At 45.6% G+C, this 21,211-nt stretch carries 14 protein-coding genes; 5 read left to right on the plus strand and 9 right to left on the minus strand.

Annotated elements, in window-relative coordinates; all coding sequences use genetic code 11:
• A complete protein-coding gene (locus tag EWM62_RS16625; protein ID WP_129877802.1) occupies positions 1-3,066 on the minus strand; it encodes a TAT-variant-translocated molybdopterin oxidoreductase in 3,066 nt (1,021 codons plus the stop codon).
• Positions 3,067-3,106: 40 nt separating this feature from the next.
• Entirely contained in the window at positions 3,107-4,372 is a 1,266-nt protein-coding gene (locus EWM62_RS16630) for a cytochrome c3 family protein (protein ID WP_129877803.1), read from the minus strand.
• A gap of 439 nt (positions 4,373-4,811) precedes the next feature.
• On the opposite strand from EWM62_RS16630, the gene EWM62_RS16635 reads away from it, so the two are divergent.
• Positions 4,812-5,207, plus strand: a complete 396-nt coding sequence (locus EWM62_RS16635; protein ID WP_129877804.1) for a DoxX family membrane protein — start codon at positions 4,812-4,814, stop codon at positions 5,205-5,207.
• Between the two features lie 76 nt (positions 5,208-5,283).
• On the opposite strand, the gene EWM62_RS16640 is transcribed toward EWM62_RS16635, so the two are convergent.
• The gene (locus tag EWM62_RS16640) at positions 5,284-6,264 is read right to left on the minus strand and encodes a deoxyhypusine synthase family protein (protein ID WP_129877805.1); all 981 of its coding nucleotides are present in this window, start codon (positions 6,262-6,264) and stop codon (positions 5,284-5,286) included.
• Positions 6,265-6,455: 191 nt separating this feature from the next.
• On the opposite strand from EWM62_RS16640, the gene EWM62_RS16645 reads away from it, so the two are divergent.
• Entirely contained in the window at positions 6,456-7,592 is a 1,137-nt protein-coding gene (locus tag EWM62_RS16645) for a BamA/TamA family outer membrane protein (protein ID WP_129877806.1), read from the plus strand.
• Positions 7,593-7,704: 112 nt separating this feature from the next.
• Here the strand turns inward: EWM62_RS16645 and EWM62_RS16650 are convergent, their stop codons facing one another.
• Positions 7,705-8,490 carry an O-methyltransferase gene (locus EWM62_RS16650; RefSeq protein ID WP_129877807.1) on the minus strand — a complete coding sequence of 262 codons (786 nt, stop codon included), beginning with the start codon at positions 8,488-8,490 and terminating at the stop codon, positions 7,705-7,707.
• A 44-nt stretch (positions 8,491-8,534) separates the two neighbouring features.
• On the opposite strand from EWM62_RS16650, the gene EWM62_RS16655 reads away from it, so the two are divergent.
• On the plus strand, positions 8,535-9,404 hold the full coding sequence (locus EWM62_RS16655; RefSeq protein ID WP_129877808.1) for a transglutaminase family protein: 870 nt from the start codon (positions 8,535-8,537) through the stop codon (positions 9,402-9,404).
• Between the two features lie 14 nt (positions 9,405-9,418).
• On the opposite strand, the gene EWM62_RS16660 is transcribed toward EWM62_RS16655, so the two are convergent.
• The 3 genes from EWM62_RS16660 to EWM62_RS16670 form a co-directional block, all read right to left on the minus strand.
• Positions 9,419-10,657, minus strand: coding sequence for a PP2C family protein-serine/threonine phosphatase (locus tag EWM62_RS16660; protein WP_129877809.1), 1,239 nt, complete (start codon positions 10,655-10,657; stop codon positions 9,419-9,421).
• Between the two features lie 90 nt (positions 10,658-10,747).
• Entirely contained in the window at positions 10,748-11,878 is a 1,131-nt protein-coding gene (locus EWM62_RS16665; protein WP_129877810.1) for a glycosyltransferase family 2 protein, read from the minus strand.
• Positions 11,862-12,836, minus strand: a complete 975-nt coding sequence (locus EWM62_RS16670) for a lysylphosphatidylglycerol synthase domain-containing protein (RefSeq protein WP_129877811.1) — start codon at positions 12,834-12,836, stop codon at positions 11,862-11,864. The genes EWM62_RS16665 and EWM62_RS16670 overlap by 17 nt, the downstream gene beginning before the upstream one ends.
• 288 nt (positions 12,837-13,124) lie before the next feature.
• Here EWM62_RS16670 and EWM62_RS16675 point away from each other — a divergent pair, with 288 nt between their 5' ends.
• Positions 13,125-14,345 carry a PQQ-dependent sugar dehydrogenase gene (locus EWM62_RS16675; RefSeq protein WP_129877812.1) on the plus strand — a complete coding sequence of 407 codons (1,221 nt, stop codon included), beginning with the start codon at positions 13,125-13,127 and terminating at the stop codon, positions 14,343-14,345.
• Positions 14,346-14,896: 551 nt separating this feature from the next.
• On the opposite strand, the gene EWM62_RS16680 is transcribed toward EWM62_RS16675, so the two are convergent.
• Complete coding sequence (locus EWM62_RS16680; RefSeq protein ID WP_129877813.1) at positions 14,897-17,797, minus strand: DEAD/DEAH box helicase; 2,901 nt, start codon at positions 17,795-17,797, stop codon at positions 14,897-14,899.
• A gap of 215 nt (positions 17,798-18,012) precedes the next feature.
• Positions 18,013-19,416, minus strand: a complete 1,404-nt coding sequence (locus tag EWM62_RS16685) for a tetratricopeptide repeat protein (RefSeq protein WP_129877814.1) — start codon at positions 19,414-19,416, stop codon at positions 18,013-18,015.
• A 237-nt stretch (positions 19,417-19,653) separates the two neighbouring features.
• On the opposite strand from EWM62_RS16685, the gene amaB reads away from it, so the two are divergent.
• Entirely contained in the window at positions 19,654-21,195 is a 1,542-nt protein-coding gene (amaB, locus tag EWM62_RS16690; protein WP_129877815.1) for an L-piperidine-6-carboxylate dehydrogenase, read from the plus strand.
• Positions 21,196-21,211: the final 16 nt, after the last annotated feature.

The raw sequence follows: 21,211 nt of genomic DNA on the forward strand, positions 1-21,211 counted from the left end.
TTAAGCCTGTAATTCAGATGATGTATTCCTAACTTTTACCTGGTAACCAATACCCGGTTTTACGTTTAGCTCTTCCAGCACGTAGTAGGTACGCTCGCTTTGTAAAGCCTTGTAAACTTCAGATGTTTTATCGTTACGGTTACCAAATACTATAGCGTTTGCCGAGCAGGTTTGCTGGCAGGCAACTTTAACCTCGCCATCCTTAAGCGGGCGTTTTTCTATCTTAGCCTGTAATTTACCTGCCTGGATACGCTGTACGCACATCGAGCATTTTTCCATAACCCCACGGAAACGGGTAGTAACATCGGGGTTAAGCACTAATTGTGTGTGCTCGTTGTTAAGGTAGTTATCAAAGCGCGAATCGTTCCAGTAGTTAAACCAGTTAAAGCGGCGCACTTTGTATGGGCAGTTGTTTGCGCAGTAACGTGTACCAACGCAACGGTTATATGCCATTTGGTTCAATCCTTCGCTGGAGTGTACGGTAGCTAATACCGGGCAAACAGTTTCGCAAGGCGCGTGGTCGCAGTGCTGGCAAAGCATTGGCTGGTGAACCACAGTAACGTTATTAAGATCATCAAGCTTAGCTATCTCTCTTTCTTTGGTTACCGCGTTGCCGTTACCATCATCGTTATAGCTGTAATACCTGTCAATACGTATCCAGTGCATTTCGCGGCGGCGGCCAACTTCGTCTTTACCAACAACAGGGATGTTATTTTCTGCGCTACATGCTACAACGCAAGCGCCGCAACCTGTACATGCATTTAAATCGATAGCCATAACCCAGTCGTAAACAGGGCGCGCGTGTATTTCGTCATCCTTAGATCCTTCCCACAGATCGTATTCTTTGTGCTCGCCATGGCTTCCGCTGTTTACCGATGCATCTTTTTTGTATTCGGTAAAGGTAGCTTCGCGGATGATGTTACGGCCCTCGATAGAGTGGTGCGTTTGTGTTTGCGAAAGCGGGAATATATCACCGGTGCCGTTAAGGTTTGCTATAGCGGCAGTCTGGAATGTTCCGTTACTGAAGGTATAAAAAGGATATGCGTTTTTACCAACGTTGTTACCAACCAAACCGGCTGCTGTACGGCCGTAACCAACAGCTACCGATACGGTACCCGGGGCTTGCCCTGGCTGCGATAAAACCGGTAATGATATTTTGTAACCGTTCGCCTCTATTTCTACCACTTCAAATTCATCAAGGCTTAACCTTTTGATATCTGACGGAGACATGGCGGCGTAATTGTCCCAGGTAACTTTCGATACCGGATCCGGCAGTTCCTGCAACCAGGGGTTGTTGGCCTTTTTACCATCGCGCATACCAACAGACTGGTAAACCTGCAGCTCAAATTTATTATCGCCGGCAACTAATTTAGCGCTTTGGCTTTGTATGGTTTGGGCTACCGCGTTAAGGTCCTGGTTAAAGGTGTATGTACCGGCGGCAACAGGGGCTGCTAAAACAAACCCGGTTTGCAGCAGGGTTTCCCAACCGGCCTGGCCCGATAAGCCGCCTTTGGCCAACAAATTGGTGTTCCAGTTATTTCTAACGTATGTGTAATAATCTTTAACCGCGTTATCGCTCCATACCAGCAGGCTTTGCTCGGCCTGGCGGGTATTGTTAACCGGGTTAATGGTTGGCTGCATAATAGTGTAATAACCCTCAACAGAGCTATCATCGCCCCACGACTCTAAATAGTGATGGTTTGGCGCTACCACATTACAAAGCGTAGTGGTTTCGTCGGCATGGTCAGATAATGACACTTTCAAACGAACATTCTTCAACGCGTCCTTAACAGCATCAGCCGAGTGGTAATCATAAGCAGGGTTGGCATCAAGGAATATCGCCGCGCCTACCGTTCCATTTTTAGCCTGGGTTATAAAGTCAACGATCTCGCCATCGTTACCGGCATACTGGCGCGATGGGTTATCAAGGTTGATAGTAGTACCGTAGCTTCCTAACAAGGAGTTAATGGCATTTACCAATACCTGTGCCGCAACATCGTTTGAACCGCAAACCACAAGGGCTTTGCCTTTTGCTGCTTTAAGTTCGGTTGCTACTAAAAGTATGGCTTTATCTGCGTTGGCAGTTGTTAATTTTTTTGAACCCGGTAACGTTGTGCCCGATAAGGCATTGTAAAGGTTAACCAGTGCCGGGCCTTCTTCTGATGGCTTAATGGCTACACGTACATCTGCGTTTGTACCGGTCATGCTCATGCCGGTTTCAAACTGGATGTGGCGCGACATCTTTTTAGCCTCAAGCGATTTGTTGTTCCTGTTTGATACGTACTGGCGGGTAAATTCCTCGCCCGATATCCAGGTACCCAGGAAATCGGCGCCAAAGCTTACAATGATATCTGCTTTATCAAAATTGTAATGTGGCAATACCGCTTTACCAAAGCTGTTTTGGTTAGCTTTTATAATACCGGTATACGATACCGCATCATAGCTTACGTGTTTTGCAGTAGGGTATTTTAATATAAAATCGGCAATAACCGCCTGGGTAGACGGGCTGTGGATGGTTGATGTAACAATGCTTATTGTTTTACCGCTTGCGGCAATAGCAGCAAGTTCGCTTTTCACAAAGGCATCAACGCTTCCCCAGCTGCTGTCGTTACCGTTTTGCTGCGGGTCTTTAATGCGGCTGGTATCGTAAAGTTCAAGTACCGATGCCTGCGCCTGCGCGCTTAAGCCACCTTTTGATAAAAGATCGTTAGGGTTACCTTCAACCTTAATAGGGCGGCCTTCGCGGGTTTTAACCAGTATCGCGCTGCCATCATAAGTTGATGAGTAGTAGTTGGCAACACCCGGCGTTACCTCTTCGGGCTTTATCAGGTATGGGATCGATTTATGTACGGGTACTTTTTGGCAAGCCGCTAAAGTAACAGCACCTACACCAAAGCCAAGCGCCTTTAAAAAGTCGCGGCGAGGGGTTTTAGCCGATAAGCCACCTCCGCTTAAAACCTCTTCGATAGGAATAGGTTCAGCAAATTCGTGTTTATTTTTCTCAACAAATTCTGGTGTTTTGTTCAGTTCTTCTAAACCTTTCCAGTATTTTTTATTGCTATCCATTTAAGTTATATAAACTGTAATGTTGTGTTCTTTTGAATTATTAATAATGGCACTTGCCGCATTCAATACCGCCTAAAACAGCCGCGGTAACCTTCTCGCCCTTTTTAATTTTATCGTGGGCAGCAAGTATGCTATCGTAGTAAGCGTTACCTTTTCCGTTAACCTCGGTACGTTTGTGGCACTGTATACACCATTTCATGGTAAGCGGCGAGTATTGGTATACTTCCTTCATTTCCTGAACCTGGCCGTGGCAGGTTTGGCATTTAATGTTACCCACCTTAACGTGTTGCGAGTGGTTAAAGTAAGCCAGATCGGGCAGGTTGTGCACGCGCACCCACTGCATTGGCTTAGCTTTAGTGCTATCGTATTTAGCGGTGTTAGGGTCGTAACCTAAAGCATCGTAAATTTTATGGATCTCAGGAGATTCTGTTTTAACCGATTTGTGGCAGTTCATACAAACGTTCAGCGATGGTATCGAAGCGTTTTTAGATTTGAACGCGCCGGTGTGGCAGTACTGGCACTCTAACTTCATTACACCTGCGTGCAGTTCGTGCGAGTATTTAATGGGTTGTACCGGCTGGTAACCCTGGTGAACGTTGGTGTTCCACATGGTTACCCAGCTAAAGCTGCCCATTGCAATGGTACCGCAAAGCACTATAAAAAACACAAGTTTTTTATTCTTAAGCAGCTTTTTTACGGTAGCTAAACGGTTAGCTTTTGCTTCCTCATCGGTAGTTTCTTCTTCTTCCGGCAGTAAGCCTTGTTTGTTTAACAGTAAACGCTCAAGTGTTGCAATAACCTTGTTTAATACCAGGATAACAATGAAAGCGATAAGGATAACACCTATAAGGCTCCATACAACCAGGCTGCTTGGGCCGCTTGGTTCGGTAGGGACTGGAGGTTTTTTACTGGTATCGTCCTGCATTTTTTTCCACTCGGTACGTACGTAAGTTATTACGTTACCTACATCGGCATCGCTAAGCTCTTCAAACGAGGTCATGGTAACCTGGTTAAATTCGTTGAAGATCTTAACCGCTTTCGGGTTTTTAGCAGCAACTAACGCCTGGCTGTTTTGTATCCATTTGGTTAGGTATGCATCATCTGTTTCAGATGTTAACTGCGGGCCTAAGGCCGGGCCGGTTAAACGCGTCTCTATTTTATGGCACGCGGTACACTTGGCCTTAAATATAGCTTCACCTTTTGCTGCATCTGCCTGCGCCTGGGCTGTTAGCCCATAAACAACCAAACCGGCAACCAGTAAAACCGACCTTGAAAACTGTTTAAAAATCAATGAGATATTTCTCATAAAAGGTATTTATGCTAAATAATTTTATATTAAAGTGTTAAACGGACGTAGAGCTGTATGTTTTTGCCACTTTTTCAGGCACAAAAGTATAACTTATTACAGTATCGCTGACAATATAATGACAGCAATATCTAATTTATAATCGTTCTAAATTATTGATAAAAGCCCTTTAAATACCCCTGAAGGCATTTTTTGTATATTATTGATACTTAAGCACAAAAGATATTATTTGTAATACTTTTAAATGCGGGTTATTGTTTTAGCATCCGGGCAAATATCAAACGCCGAAATTAGGAGTTAGCTTAAAAGTACAATAAACTTTTTAAACGGCTGATAACAGGCCCCTATAATTTAGCCACCTGTTACAAAATTACCACCGCGGATATTAACATTTGTACCATAACTTAGCTATTGACCATTATTAAAACCCCCGGCTTTTATGAATATCACAAACAACACCTTTTTACTGCGCCTGGTAGTTGCCGTAATCCTTTTAATGCATAGCATCCCCGGGATGTTTGATAACGGCATTAACAACTTTGGAAAATTATACCTTAACGAAGCTGGCTTTGCCCCTATTGGCCTGCCCCTGGCATGGGCAATAAAACTATCGCATATTGTATGTGCATTTTGTTTTTTGTTTAACCGGTACGTAAAGCCTGCGGCCATTTTAACCATCATCATATTAATTGCCGGGATAGTTATGGTTCATTTGAAGGAAGGATGGTATGTTGTAGGCGGCGGCCGTAACGGCATCGAATTTAATGTGCTGCTGATAGCAGTACTGGTAACCGTGATGTTCCCTGATGGATTTAAAAAGGCAACAGTAGTATAAACACGGTTATTGTATCGCATAAAAAAGCCCATTTCGAAATTTATTCAAAAGGGGCATTTTGGTCTCTATAAGTTAATTATTGCTTTAGTATCCAGGCAAATATCAACGGCACAACTATAGTTGCATCGCTCTCAACAATAAACTTAGGGGTGTTGATATCCAGTTTGCCCCAGGTAATTTTTTCGTTTGGCACCGCGCCCGAGTACGAACCGTATGACGTAGTAGAATCGCTCACCTGGCAAAAGTAGCTCCAGAAAGGGATATCCTGCATTTCCATATCCTGGTAAAGCATAGGTACTACGCATATCGGGAAATCGCCGGCTATACCACCGCCTATCTGGAAAAATCCCACGCCTTTACCTCCCGAATTTTTAGGATACCAGTCGGCCAGCCATGCCATGTATTCGATACCGCTTTTCATGGTGGTGGCCTTTACCTCGCCCTTTATAACGTACGATGCAAAGATGTTACCCATGGTAGAGTCTTCCCAGCCCGGTACAACAATTGGCAGGTTGCGTTCGGCAGCTGCCAGCATCCACGAGTTTTTTGGGTCTATTTCGTAATATTGCTCCAGTTCGCCGCTCAGCAGTATTTTGTACATGAATTCATGCGGGAAGTAACGCTCACCTGCGGTATCAGCATCTTTCCAGATCTTGTAAATATGCTTCTGCAACCTGCGGAAGGCTTCTTCTTCGGGGATACAGGTATCCGTTACGCGGTTGTAATGGTTCTCTAACAGGTCCCACTCGTCCTGCGGACTAAGATCACGATAGTTAGGTACGCGTTTGTAATGCGAGTGCGCTACCAGGTTCATGATATCTTCCTCCAGGTTGGCGCCTGTACACGATATAATATCAATTTTACCCTCGCGGATCATTTCGGCAAGCGAGATGCCTAATTCGGCGGTACTCATGGCACCTGCAATGGTCACCATCATTTTGCCGCCTTCGGTTAAATGCGTTTCGTAACCTTTGGCTGCGTCCATTAATGCCGCTGCATTAAAATGCAGGTAATTTTTCTCGATGAACTGAGATATAGGGCCTCTTGCTGTGCTCATATTGTTTGCTCTTTATTATTCTGCAAAACTAAGTATTTTGCGCACATCAGAATTTTAAATTACAAATTCGGTAAAACAAGCGCTTTAAATTTACCTTTGTTACAAAGCGGAAAGCCAAAAGCAGAAAGCCAAAAGCAAAAATATCCTGGAAAGCTTTCAGCTTTAGTCTTTAAGCTCAAGAAGCTTATTACATGAAAAAATTTATCACTATCATACTACTTTCCGTGCTTATCCAGCCGGTTTTTGGGCAGGTAAAGCTATTGCCAAAATTCATCCGCAAAATGTATTTTGAAAAAGATACCACCAAAAAAGCCAGCTTTGTGGTGCTGCCGGTAATAAGTTCGGCCCCCGAAACAGGACTGGAGGCGGGTGGCTCGGCACTTTATTCTTTTTATACCGATACGGCTGGCAACGATACCCGTGTATCAAACATATTTGCTTACGCCACCCTCACCACCAAAGGCCAGAGCCGTTTAAACCTGAGCACCAGCTACTGGGCACCACATAACAATTATCATTTTACCGGGCAGGCTGGCTATATTAATTTCCCGTTTGATTTTTATGGAATAGGTAACAATACCCGCAAGGCCGATGCCGACCGCCTGGGCCAAAAACGTGTACGGGTAACTTTTACCGGCGAAAAAAAGATAAGCAGCAACATTTACATAGGCCTTGTTGGCGGCGGCTATGATTACCGCTTTAACGACCAGGAAAGCACCGGCATCTTCGCTACCGACCCAGGCATTGAGGGTAAACATGGGGGTACTATCCTGTATGTAGGCCCAACTTTTATATTCGATAGCCGTAACAATAATACCTATACTACCAAAGGCAGCACCTTAACCAGTTATTTTAATATCATGAATGGTGTAGGGGGCAACAGCGGTTACAGTGGCGGTTTCCTGAATGTAGAGTTTACCCAGTTTTTTGCGCTAAGCAAAAAGTTTGTTTTGGGGTTTGATATCCAAAGCCAGAACATGACGGGCAGCCAATCGCCGTTTTACCTGTTGCCCGCCCTGGGCAGCGACGAGATGATGCGCGGCTATTACAACGGCCGTTTCCGCGACCGCAACCTGATAGCCGGACAAACCGAACTACGCTACCGTATGAGCGAACGTTTTGGTATTGTAGGCTTTATAGGCACCGGCGAAGTATTTAACAAAGAGTTTAGCGCCAGCCAGCTAAAGCCAAATTATGGCGGCGGACTGCGTTACTTCTTCGACGTGCAAAAAGGCCTCAGCATCCGCGTAGACTATGGCGTTGGTGAAAAACGCCCCGGCGAAAGCAGGCAAAGCGGTGTATATGTGGGATTAGGGGAAGCGTTTTAGTTTAGCAGCATATAGTTCATAGATCATGGTTCATGGTAGCTGCTGCTATGATTTATAAACCAATCGTTTTATGTTCCCACTATGATCTATGAACCATCAACCATGAACTCCCTTACACTCGTATCTTAAAGTCTTCCTTCGCCTGCCCTGGCTTAAAGAAAACCAGGCCTATCCAGTAAAGGTCAACCGTGGCGGTTACATCGGGATGGGCTTTTATTTGCGCCCAGGCTTGTTTCATGCCCTCGCTCCAGTAAATATCATCAAATATCAGCATGGTGTTTTCGTGCACTTTGGGCAGGCACCATTCAAAATACTTAAGGGTGGCATCGCGCTGGTGGTTGCCGTCGATATATACAAAGTCAAGCTTATCCAGCCCGGCAATTACATTGGGCAGGGTATCGTCAAAGTTGCCGGTAATAACATTAATATCCTTAACCCCTGCCCTGTCAAATACATCTTTAGCAACACCCGCGGTTTGGGGGCAGCCTTCCAGGGTAAAAATTTTGGCATCGGGTGCGGCGGCATGCAGGTACAGGGTGGTTATGCCCAGGCAGGCACCTAATTCTACAATGTTTTTGGGCCTGGTGAATGCCGCAAGCCGATAAAGCAATTTGGCCAGCTTAGGCGGTTTTAAGGCATTCAGCGTAATGGCGCTTATTTTTTTCTGTTTATTGTTGTTTACATGCGAGCCTGCGCCCAGGTCGGTAATGGTGATGTGGCGGTCATCTATCAATAGCTGGTCGCGCTGCTGTTCAATACTATCATATATCGGATAGGGCTTTTTATCATAGATAACCTCATCTACCAAACGGTACACAAACGGCGAGTGCAAACCATGACGGTTTTTTGACTTAAGCCTGTGCAACAGAAAATCCTTTGCGAACGTTAAATTGAACATAGCTGTAAAAATATTAAAACGTTTAGTATTTTAGCATTAGAGAAATGATTAATCCTACAGAAGTTAATTCACTCATTCGTTTACTGGACGACCCCGATACCGAAATATACGGGCACGTTCATCAAAAGCTGCTCTCGTACGGCCCCGAGGCCATCCAATACCTCGAAGATGCTTTTGAACAAGCCTTTGACCCCGTACAGCAGGAACGCATTGCAAACCTGGTGCACGAGATCCAGTTTGGCATCGTAAAAAACGACCTGAAGCTTTGGCATCAGAGCGGTGGCTTCGACCTGCTGCAAGGCATCCTGATCATTAACCGCTACCAATACCCCGACCTGGATGAGCAAAAGGTTATTAACCAGATAGAATCTATTAAACGCGACATCTGGATACAGATGATGAACGAGGCCAGCCCGGTTGAACAGGTTAAGCTGATGAACCACGTATTTTACAGCATCCATGGGTTCAGCGGCAATACCACCAACCACCGCGACCCGCAAAACAGCTACATAAGCCAGGTGCTGGAAACCAAAAAAGGCAACCAGATCTCGCTGGCCATTATTTATTCCATCATAGCCCAAAAGCTGGATATCCCGGTTTACGGGGTTAACCTGCCGCAGCATTTTATACTGGCCTATTTAGATGAAAACCCCGAGACCGAGTTTGAGGGCGGCATCCTGTTTTACATAAACGCTTTTAACAAAGGCTTCATTTTTGGGCGGCGCGATGTGGATATGTTTTTAAAGCAGCTGAACCTGCAGTTTGATAAGCAGTTTTACGAGCCTTGCTCAAACGCCGAAATTATTAAGCGTGTACTGCGCAACCTCATCAGCGCCTATGAGCACTTGGGCTCGGCAGAAAAGGTTGACGAACTGAACGAATTACTGGTGATATTGAACCCTCCAAACTCCTAAAAAGGTGTCTTTTTTTACGAGATCCTTAACGTTAGCAAGGTGATATCATCAATGGGTTTACCTTTTACAACGTGGTTTATATGGCCCATCAGGGCTTCGTTAAACTCATCCGGGTTTAGCTCACCATTCAGCGCCACAAATTCCAGCAGTTTATCCTCGTCCCAATTCTTCAAATTTTGCGAGTCGTAATCCATCAGGCCATCGGTATAATTAAATATCAGGCTGCCCGGCTCAATATCTATTTCGCCCTCGTTTAAAAAAGGTAATTCGTCAAATGCGCCTATCATGGTTGTGCCCAGCTTAAGCGGTACCGCCTCCCCTTCGGAGTATAGTATGGTTGGGTTGTGGCCGGCATTTATGTAATTAAGCTTCCGGGTCTTCTCGTTATACTTGGCCAAAAACAGCGTAATAAAGCGCTCGCCTTTGGTATTATTTATTACAATTTTATTCAGCCGCTCCACAACCGAGGTAAGGTCCTCTTCAATCGCTGCCAAACCGTGCAGGCTGGCCTGGAAATTTGCCATCAGCAAAGCCGCCGATATTCCCTTGCCCGATACATCGGCAATACACCATAAAAATTCATTTTCGTTGAGGCGAAAAAAGTCGAAATAATCGCCGCCTATATCCTGGTGCGGCAGGTATTTGGCGCCAACCTCTACCCCTTCTTCTTTATGTTCCCTTAGGGGGATAAGCATGTTCTGCACTTCAACAGCCAGCTCCATTTCGCGCTGAAAGCGCTCGGCCTGCAAACGCTCGCGGAAAAGCTTCTTATTCTCTAACGCCACCACAATTACGTTGATCAGGGTCTGGATAAAGTTCAGGTCGTTGTTAAGCATATCGCCCGAGGTGTTGAAATCGCCAATAAGCGCGAATGCCAGGGCTTTATTTTTGTGGTATATGGGGATAAAATAATTATATCGGCACAGCACATTATCGGCATGGCCCGTTAGCTCGGCCGGCGATCTTATTTTGTTTAAATGCGCCCAGGTTTGGTTTAGTGTAACAGCGGTTTCTATATCCCCGCCATATTTGGAGATGCAGCTATACGCGCCGTCCTTCTCTATCAAAAAGCGAAACTTGCCAACCTGTAAGTAATTTTTAAGGATAACCTCCAGCATTTGTATCAATGTTGGGGTTGGGGTGTTTTTGTTAATAGCCCTGGTAACTTCCAATAACGAGTTTAACTCCGACTGCCTTTTAAGCAGCAGCCTTATCAATTCGTCTTCGCCAGAACTATCGTTGTTATTTTGCATTGAGTTTTAGGTAGCCTAAAATAGCTAAATATTCTTTTTTTAGTGTAGCACAGTTCCTTTTTTTTGAGCAGATATAAAAATAGGGCACATTTACCTTACAATGCGGCCTTTCCAGGCATATTTACGGGTGTTGCCAATAAGGCCAACGTACACAAAATAAACAATATGTATAGGGATAAGAATTACAAGCAGGCCAACCAGGTTCGATCGCTTAAAAAACGCGGTTATGGGTAACAAAAAACCAACTTCAATCACATATTTTAACAGGAACTGAACTAAAAAAAGCTTTAAATAAAAGATATTATAGAAGCCCAGCCCGGCATTTACCAGCAGCGAAAGGTTAAACAGCCAGATGCAAACCGCCAGCGCCACCACTTTTTTATCTTTATACCGGGTTGATTTTGATGCCCAGCGCCTGCGCTGCTGCAAAAACTCCTGCAGGGTATGCTTGGCATGAGTAAATACTATCGCTTCGCGGCTTTTAAAAAACCCGATTTTTTCAGGATAAACCTCCGCTACCTTTTGCAGCAGCAGTTCGTCATCGCCCGATGCCAGGTCGTCTATCCCTTTAAACCCGCCCACTTCATAAAAAACATCCTTGCGGTAAGCAAAATTGGCCCCGTTACAGGTTGATGCCCGGCCGTTGCCTATAAATGCCGCGCCGATACCTATCAGGTACGAAAACTCCAGCGTTTGCAGGCGCTCAAATAACGATACCTCTTCAAAATAGGTTACCGGCGATGATATCATTACCGCTTGCTGTGTTTCGTAATACCCCACAATCGACGAAAGCCACTGGCTGCCCATACGGCAATCGGCATCGGTACAAACCATTAACTCCCCGGTTGATAATGCAATAGCTTCGGCAATGGCCTTTTTCTTATAGGAGTTTAGCGGCTTATCTTCGTTTAGCTGTAAAAGCTTTACGCCATGCGTGGCATAGCTGCGTATAATGGCGGCGGTATCATCGGTAGAGTGGTCGTCTACAATAATAATTTCGGTTAGGTGTTTAGGGTAATCCTGCCCAATAATATCATCAATGGTATAACGGATGCGCGCTGCCTCGTTACGGGCGGCTATAAGTACGGTTACTTTTGTGTTTAAAGGCGCGTTGCCAGTTGCGGGGCGCTTTAATGCCGCCCAGCCCTTTATTAAGTAGGCAACAACCAGCAGGTACAGGCCTGTTAGCAATAAGGAGATGATACTATGCAGTGCGGTCAAAAAATTTCAGTTTAAAAACAAATACCGAACCTATAATGGCAGGGATAATAAGGTTTATCAGCCATATGGATGATACCGCTGCAATAATAGCTATTTGCTGGTTGGTTACATATAAAAATAAATGCATGGCGGTAAAGCTGCGTACGCCGATGTCAAGCAGGTCTAACGATGGCATGGCCGATTGAATGAACAGGAAAACAAATACAGTCATCATCATGCTGTAAAACGGGATGCCGGGCAGCAGCAGGTGTATCACTAAATAATATTGCAGCGAGAATACAAAAAAGCGTGCCAGGCTGTATCCAAAAACTACCCAAAGCTCGTTGGTATTATACCTGCCCATTATATCGAAAAAGCGGTTGTATTTCCTGAGGAATTTGATGCGGTTAAGCCAGGTAACCAGCCAGCTTATATTGAAATAAAAAAGCAGGAACAGCCCTAAAAAAACAAGGGATAATGCCACTATACCTAAATACAACCACATGTTTACAGGTAAGAAATGATAAATGAACCATAACGAAGCAAGGATACCCACCAGGTTAGTTATCACGTTTTGCGCAAATGCACCCACCGCCATGGCAAAAACCCCGTGTATGCGTTTACGGTTTGGCAGGAACATTACACGGCCGCCATACTCGCCTATTCTATTTGGGGTAAAGATAGCCCAGGTTAGCCCGCAAAAAACGGCTTCTACAGCCACCCATACCGATATAGCGGTTAATTTTTTTGCCAGGTACTGCCATTTCAGGCTTTCTAAAAACCAATTTAAAACCATCAGCAACACCACAGCCGATAAGGTATAAATAACCCGGCCGGTGCTTATAACCGCTGTTAATGATTCAAATTGTTTAAGGCTCTCATTTTTGCCCGAAAACTTGTTGTATATAAATAAAAAAGCTAAAACAAGTATGGTTGCTTTAATAAGGTGCGAGAATATTTTTTTGGCGGAGGCTGTCAATCTTAAAATTTGTACAATGTTACAAAAAGCAAGTTAAAAGCCGGGAAGCAATAAGGCTGTATGCGATAGATATTTTATCCATGCTTGTAAAATGTGATAGCAGTATTGGTAAGTTATGCAAATTACAATATTCAGATGGTTTTGTTTAACATGGGAATTTTTAGATGCAATAAGCGTTATGTATTGCATGTGGCTTAGATCTAAAAAGTATTTTATCTGTTACAATATTCAATTGATCGCGGCAAATCCATACCGAATAGCGATATTTCTAAACTAAAACTGATAACGATGATCTTACAAAAGAATGCCTTTTTGCTGGCCTTAAGTTTTTGTGCTGCAATTACGGCTTGTAACGCGGCAACACCCGTACAGCGCGATACCACGCTGCCCCCTGTAGAAACACAAACCCCCAACAGCACTTATAAACCGGCTTTTAAAGGCCAAACCCGCATAGGCGGTGTAAAAACCAAAACACCGGTTGTGGTAAGCATTATCAACAGCCAGTTAAAAAATCCCTGGGGCATTCATGTACTGCCTGACGGCCGTTTCCTGGTGACCGAAAAAGCCGGCACCATGCGCATTTTAAAGGCAACCGGCGAATTTGACAAACAGATAGCCGGTTTACCTGCCATCTTATTTCGCGGCCAGGGTGGTTTGCTTGATGTTATCATCGACCCTGCATTTGCTGCAAACCGAATGATCTATTGGGGATATGCCGAACAAGCGGAGGGCGGATCCTTACTGGCAATAGCCAAAGGCAGGTTATCGGCAGATGAAAGCAAACTGGAGAACGTAACTGTAATATACCGGGCCAGGCCTGCTTATAAAGGCACTTTACAATATGGTTGCCGCATTGTATTTGATAAACAGGGTAACCTTTTTGTAAGTACCGGCGAACGCAGCGGCAACGATATCCGCATGAAGGCGCAGGACCTGAGCGCGGGCATTGGCAAGATAATTCATATCACCAAAACAGGCAAAGCCGTGGCGGGAGGCCCTTTTGCCGGGAAAGCCAATGCGCTGCCCGAGGTTTATGCATACGGCATCCGCAACCCGGATGGTTTGGCCTGGAACCCGGCAACAGGCGAACTCTGGGAAGCCGAGTTTGGCCCGCGCGGGGGCGACGAGATCAACATTATTAAACCCGGCAATAATTATGGCTGGCCGGTGGTTACCTATGGCATAGAATACAGCGGCGAAAAGGTAGGCGACGGTATACAGCAAAAAGAAGGTGTTACCCAACCCATTTATTATTGGGACCCAACCATATCGCCGGGTGGTATCACTTTTTATACAGGCAATATAGCCGAGTGGAAGAATAACCTTTTTGTTGGCGGCTTAAGCGGCGCGCATATTGCCAGGCTGATAATCAGGAACAATAAAGTGGTAGGCGAAGAGCGTTTGCTGCGCGATAAAAACGAACGCTGGCGAGCCCTTGTAACCGGTAAAGACGGCGCTTTATACGGCCTGACCGATAGTGGGAAATTGTATAGAATAGCGAAGAAATAATTTAGATACCCAAGGCTGATGTTTCATCAGCCTTTTTTGTTGCACATGGTTTTCAAAGCAATCGCCCGGCTCCGGCCGGGTGATGACTATTTGTAGGCCTCTGGCCGCCTGGTTGATAATTTTAAGACTGCGGCGGGACGCCGTGTAATATTGATCGCTCGGCCGGAGCCGGGCGACTGCAATAGAGCCCATCATATATCAAAGGAGTTATCGGGCAGCTTAAATTCCCTCCTTGGGAAAGGGGTGCGATGGCCTGTGTTGTGGCAGGGAGGGGTTTATAAGCTAAGTATATCGCATAAACCCCTCCCTACAGCCTCCCGTAGGGAAGGAATCGCTCAGTCCAACGACTTTAATTTAATCCTGTCTATTCATGGGCTATACCCTTGGGAGGGAATCATATGATTATTTAAACATGAAATGGTGGCAGTATTGTGTCACCATTTAAACCTTTTGATACCTGATTATGAGGCATTTACAAAAAAGCATGCTGCATGCGCAAACGTGAACGTGAACATTTTGGGCGCGTATTGGCCCCAGGTTTGCATGTATGGTTACCCCAATATCTCCTTAATATCCTCTGCCGTAAGCGACTTAATGAAACTGTCTTCGGTGGTGATAAGGGCGCGGGCAACGCTTAGTTTGCGCTGCTGCAGTGCCAGGATCTTTTCTTCAACCGTATCTTTGGTGATGAATTTATAAATGAAAACGTTTTTGGTTTGGCCGATGCGATGCGTACGGTCTATGGCCTGCTGCTCTACCGCCGGGTTCCACCATGGGTCAAGTATAAAAACGTAGTCGGCTTCGGTAAGGTTAAGGCCAACACCCCCCGCTTTTATCGAAATGAGGAACACCCTTGTCCTGGCATCCTCCTGGAACTGCTTAACCACATCGCCCCGGTTTTGGGTACTGCCATCCAGGTAAACGTAAGGGATATCCTCTTTATCAAAATGGTTGCGGTATATGCTAAGCTGTTTTACAAACTGCGAAAAAATAAGCACCTTATGCCCGCCATCCAAAACATTGGTAAGCGTGTGGGTAACATTCTCGAACTTGCCGCTGTCGCCTTCGTATTCCGCATCTATCATGGCCGGGTGGTTGGCTATTTGCCGCAGTTTTATCAGTCCCTGTAACACCTGGATTTGGGTTTTGGCGTAGGTGCCGTCCTCAATACTGCGCAGCAACTCGTTTCGGTATTCCGATTTTACCTTGTCGTACACCTCGGCCTGCTCTTCGCTCATCTTGCAATAAAAAAGGTTCTCGGTTTTGGGCGGCAACTCGGTTGCTACCTGCTCCTTGGTACGGCGCAGTACAAATGGTTTGATGATAGCCTGTAGCTTGCGGGCTTTCTCTTCATCCTTTTTCTTTTCTATCGGCGTTACAAACTCGTTCTGGAAAAACTGCTGCGCGCCCAATAAGCCGGGGTTGATGAACGACATTTGGGTCCACAGATCATTAACCGAGTTTTCTACCGGTGTACCGCTCAGGATCAATTTAAACCTGGATTTTAGCTGCCTTACCGATTGGAACGATTTTGACGACGGGTTTTTGATGTTCTGGCTTTCGTCCAATATCACATAATCAAAAAAGTAGGCCTTAAACATTTCAATATCTATCCGGCTGATGCCATAGGTAGTTATCACCACATCGTAATTGGCAAACACTTCTGCCGATTTGTAGCGGAACGCCCCCGTATGCACCATTAGCCTCAACTGCGGGGCGAACTTTTTGGCCTCGTTTAGCCAGTTATATATCAGCGAGGTGGGCATAATTACCAGCGAGGTAGCCTTGCTACCGGCCTCTTCGGTATCTTCCTTGTGCTTTTGCAGCAAGGCAAGGGTTTGTATGGTTTTACCCAGGCCCATATCATCGGCCAGGCAGCCGCCAAAGTGGTACTCCTTTAAAAAGTGAAACCAGTTGTAACCCGCCTTTTGGTAAGGGCGCAGGTGGCCTACAAAATTAAGCGGCATGGGCACATCTTCGGTTTCTTCAAAATCGGTAAGCTTTTGCAGTTTACGGTTCATGGCCACCTCGGCCATTTCGCCGCCCGACAGGTCGTTCACTAAACCAATGTGGTGCCTGCGCAGTTTCAGGTGGTCGCCGCCCTCGGCAAAATGCAACAGGTTACCATATTGCGAAAACCAGCTTTCGGGGATAACCGCTATCTCGCCGGATGGCAGCACAAATTCTTTTTTATGGTTAAGGATATGGTTTTTTAACTGGATAAAAGGGATCCGGTATGGCCCAAAGTAAACTACGGCGTTAATATCAAACCAGTCGTTATTTTCGCTTATCTCCAGGTCTATTTTAGTATTGCCAAATACATAGCGCTTTTGTCCGTCGGGCTGTTCCAATTCAAAGCCTTTTTCTATCAGTTCGTCGTGGTGCTGGTTAAGCCATTCAAAAACGGGGAAGGAACGGTCGCCACCCTCATCGTGCGCGGCAACCTCCAGGTTCTGGAACAGCGACGATACGGTTTTTAACCCCATCGCTTCCAACTGCTGCAGTTTCCCTTTTTCCCATGCAACCGAGCGCTTAATACGATGAAAGAGATAGTCGTTGCCGGTGCGTTCCATCCGCACCGATACATGCCTGCCATCCCCGTAAGGGAAAATATAACCCGCGTATTTAAAATATAATTGCAGCTGCGAGGTGCCGCCTTCAACATATATTGGTTTTACAAAAGCTGTTGCGTCATACTTTTCGGTGTTGATGGTAAAGCCCTCGGCGTAAACGTTATGCTTCTCTATCAGCGGGGCAACAAATTTTTCGAAGTACGATTGTTCCGATGATTTTGGGATGGATATAAATCGTTTGTTCAAAAAGGGCTGCAGCTTTTTTCCTTCTATCTCCTTATCAAAATAGTAAAGGGTATCGTCAAGCAGCATCCAGGCGGGGTGGTTGCAGATCACCTCGGCATCTTTAAACATAAACTCGATGCGCATGCCCTGGTATTTGATAGTAGGGAAATATCTGATTTCTTCTTCGCTGCGGCGGAAGTGGAATAGCACCGAAGCCGGCTCATCAGCAATATGCAGCTTGCGCCCGGCCGGATAGCCCTCCTTGCTCATCAGGTAGATCTGCTTTTTACCGCTGCCTATTAAAGCCAGGGCCTCTACCAGTTTTTTTTCAATTTTTGGCCGGATGGTATCAAAAAGCTGGTCGTTAAACACCTTGGCAAAAAACTCGAACGGCCGGATAGGTTTCTTGTAGAATTTTTTGATAATGTTCCCCTGTTCGATATCTTCTAAAACTTTAATAAGCTTGCGGTCGGTATCGTCAATACAATGTGCAAACTCTTCGGCCGTGTTACTGAATAAGCGCTGATGGGTAAAAGAAAACTCACCGTTGGGGTTTAGCTGCACAATGTGCGGCTCTATAACGTACGACAGGTAATCGTGCCGGGCAATGGCATAAATAATTTGGCAAGGCTTACTGCTGTCTACGCGTAACATTAAATTCTTAGGTAAAAAATTAATGAAAGCTACATCAGCAAAAAATTCAAACGTAAACAGAATTTATAGCAACTGGAAGGGTTTTTAATAATAATTATCAACACCCCATTATAAACTAATTAGCGCAGGCGCAATTACCCATAAAAATAGTTTGAGCGCCAGGGATTGCTATAGCCGGTTAGCCTGCAACCTTTTACCATTTCATCTATCGGGGGCTACTTTGTATACCGGTTTATAATATCGATGATCACCTTGTTCTCCTGCAACTGCGGCAGGTAATCAAACAGGATATAATGTTTCTCCGGGTCGGATGCCAGGGCCATTTCCAGGTAGTTCAGGGCTTCGTTGTATTCGCCTTTTGCAAACAGGTAAGCTACCATACGATAGTACAGCTCGGCAGCATCCGGGTTATTTTTAATGGCCTGCGATATCACCTCGATGGCATCTTTAAGCCTTTTTTGCTCATATAATATGGATGAATAATCCAGCCAGGCATCCACATCAAGCGGGTTAAGTTCTACCACCTTTTCGTATGCGTTCTCGGCTTCGGTCATGTGGCCCAGCTTGTACTCGGCATCGGCAATGGCAAACCAATAATCGGCGTTGGCAATATCAAGGTCAAGGGCTTTTTTGTAAAAGTGCAAGGCTTCAAAATAGCGCTCTTCAAAATCTAAGGTTACCCCAATACCAAACCAGGCATCGGCCAGCTTAGGGTCCATCTTAACCGATTTTTTATAGAACGACCGCGCCTCGTCCATCTGCTCCAGCTTTTCGTAACACTCGCCTATGGCACAATAAGTATCGGCATTAGGCTGCTCGTATTCAAACGTCTGGCGATATACCTCAATCGCTTCGGCATACTTCTCAAGGTTAACCAGGGCGTTACCTTTGTTAAAGTAGGCCGATGCAAAGCTGTCTTTGATCAGGATGGCGTAATCGTAAGCATCGATAGCTTTTTCGAACAGGCTAAGTTTGGTATAGGCGTTACCCAGGTTATACCAGGCGGCGTAGCTGTAAGGCTCGTTATCAATATACTGCTGGTAAAACTGAACGCTCTCCTCCTGGTTATCCAAAACATCGTAGCAAAAGGCCAGTTCGTACAGGGCGTCCTGGTTTTCCATATTTTGTTTTAAGCAAAGCTTAAGGTAGGTAATGGCGGTATCGTAATCGCCCATGTTTTGGTAAACGTAGGCAATGTGCAGTAGTATCTCGTCTGTTTCTTCGGCCAGGTCAAGCGCCTTTTCGTAATTCTCTAAGGCCTCGGCGTTGCGTTCCATACTCTCGTACAGGTTACCACGAATGATGTAAATATCGGCATCGCTGGCTTCCAGCATGGCGGCCTTATCAAGGGCGGCGAATGCCTCGCTCGCACGATTGGTGACAACCAATAACTGGGCTTGTTTTATCAGGAACACAGCGGCAAACGGGTGCTGGTTACGGGCATACTCTGATACCTGCAGGGCTTTTGCCGGGTCGTTCTTTTCTATGTAGTAGTCTATAATGTTCTCGAACGCCTGCGCGTCAAAAAAGTACTGATCATGATTGCGGATCATCTCTTCGTACCGTTCTACCGAAAACTTTGGATCTTCGGTAAAACCAAATTCAAATTCTTCTTCCATTCAAGTTTATTTGCAGAACACCATATTTACCCGGCGGATGTTTATCCGCAAGGCTTAAACATGAGTTCAAATTACAATAATAAGCATCCTCAATGCAATTAAGTTTTCAACATACAAACATTATTAAACAAGCGTTAATACAAATGGCTGATAATAAATGTAAAGCATTTTAGCCGGCAGGCGATGAGTTGAAGATAATTGCCCTAAAGATTTTTACCTTTGACAAAAGTACCAATTATGAGCTTAGCAATAAAAGATATTCTTGATCATTTACATATAAACGACATTAACGATGCGTTTAGTACTGGCAATCAATGGGGTAGCAGCGCCAATGCTGTTACAAAAGATATTGTATCGCCAACCGATGGTAAAAAAATAGCATCGGTAAAATATGCTACCGCGGATGAGTATAATGCGGTTATTGAAACGGCTAAAAAAGCCTTTAAAACCTGGCGACAAGTGCCGGCCCCAAAACGCGGCGAAATAGTGCGCCAGATAGGCGAATTGCTGCGCGAAAATAAAAAACAGCTGGGTACGCTGGTATCCTACGAAATGGGCAAAAGCCTGCAGGAAGGTTACGGCGAGGTGCAGGAGATGATAGACATATGCGATTTTGCCGTTGGACTTAGCCGCCAGCTATATGGCCTCACCATGCACAGCGAACGCCCCGAGCACCGAATGTACGAGCAGTACCACCCGCTGGGGATAATTGGCATAATATCGGCATTTAACTTCCCGGTTGCGGTATGGAGCTGGAACGCTGCGCTGGCCTGGGTTTGCGGCGATGTTTGCATCTGGAAACCATCCGAAAAAACACCTTTAACGGCCATTGCCTGCCAGCATATAGCGCAGGAAGTTTTTAAACGTAATAATATTGAAGAAGGCGTAAGCTGCCTGGTAATTGGCGACCGCCAGATTGGCGAACTGATGAGCAACGATACGCGTGTGCCGCTGGTATCGGCAACAGGGTCTACCCGTATGGGCAAGGCGGTTAGCGCCGCGGTTGGCGCAAGGCTTGGCAAAAGCCTGTTAGAGCTTGGCGGCAACAATGCCATTATCATCACCGAAAATGCCGACCTGGATATGTCGCTCATAGGCGCGGTATTTGGCGCGGTGGGCACAGCAGGGCAGCGTTGTACCAGCACCCGCAGACTGATCATCCATGAGAGTGTTTACGAGGCGTTTAAACAAAAATTGGTTAGCGCCTATGGCCAGATAAAAATTGGCGACCCGCTGGATGAGAACAACCACATGGGCCCGCTTATTGACCAGGACGCGGTAGCTTTGTATCTCGATTCTATCGAGAAATGCAAGGCCGAAGGTGGCAGGTTTGTTGTTGAAGGCGGTAAGCTGGAAGGCGGGGCCTATTCATCGGGCTGTTATGTGAAGCCCTGTATTGCAGAGGTAGAGAATCACTTTAAAATAGTACAGCACGAAACTTTTGCCCCTATCCTTTATTTAATAAAATACTCGGACCTTGATGAAGCTATCGAACTGCAGAACGGTGTGCCGCAGGGCCTGTCATCGGCTATTATGACCAATAACCTGCGCGAAGCAGAAACTTTCCTTTCATACGCGGGTTCTGATTGCGGCATTGCCAACGTTAACATCGGTACTTCGGGTGCCGAAATAGGCGGCGCCTTTGGGGGCGAAAAAGAAACCGGCGGCGGCCGTGAGAGCGGAAGCGACGCATGGAAAGTATATATGAGGCGCCAAACCAATACTATAAACTATTCTAAAACGTTGCCTTTAGCGCAGGGTATTAAATTCGACTTGTAAGCAATAAGCCCCACCC

The organism is Mucilaginibacter terrigena (assembly GCF_004168255.1).
Classification (GTDB): domain Bacteria; phylum Bacteroidota; class Bacteroidia; order Sphingobacteriales; family Sphingobacteriaceae; genus Mucilaginibacter; species Mucilaginibacter terrigena.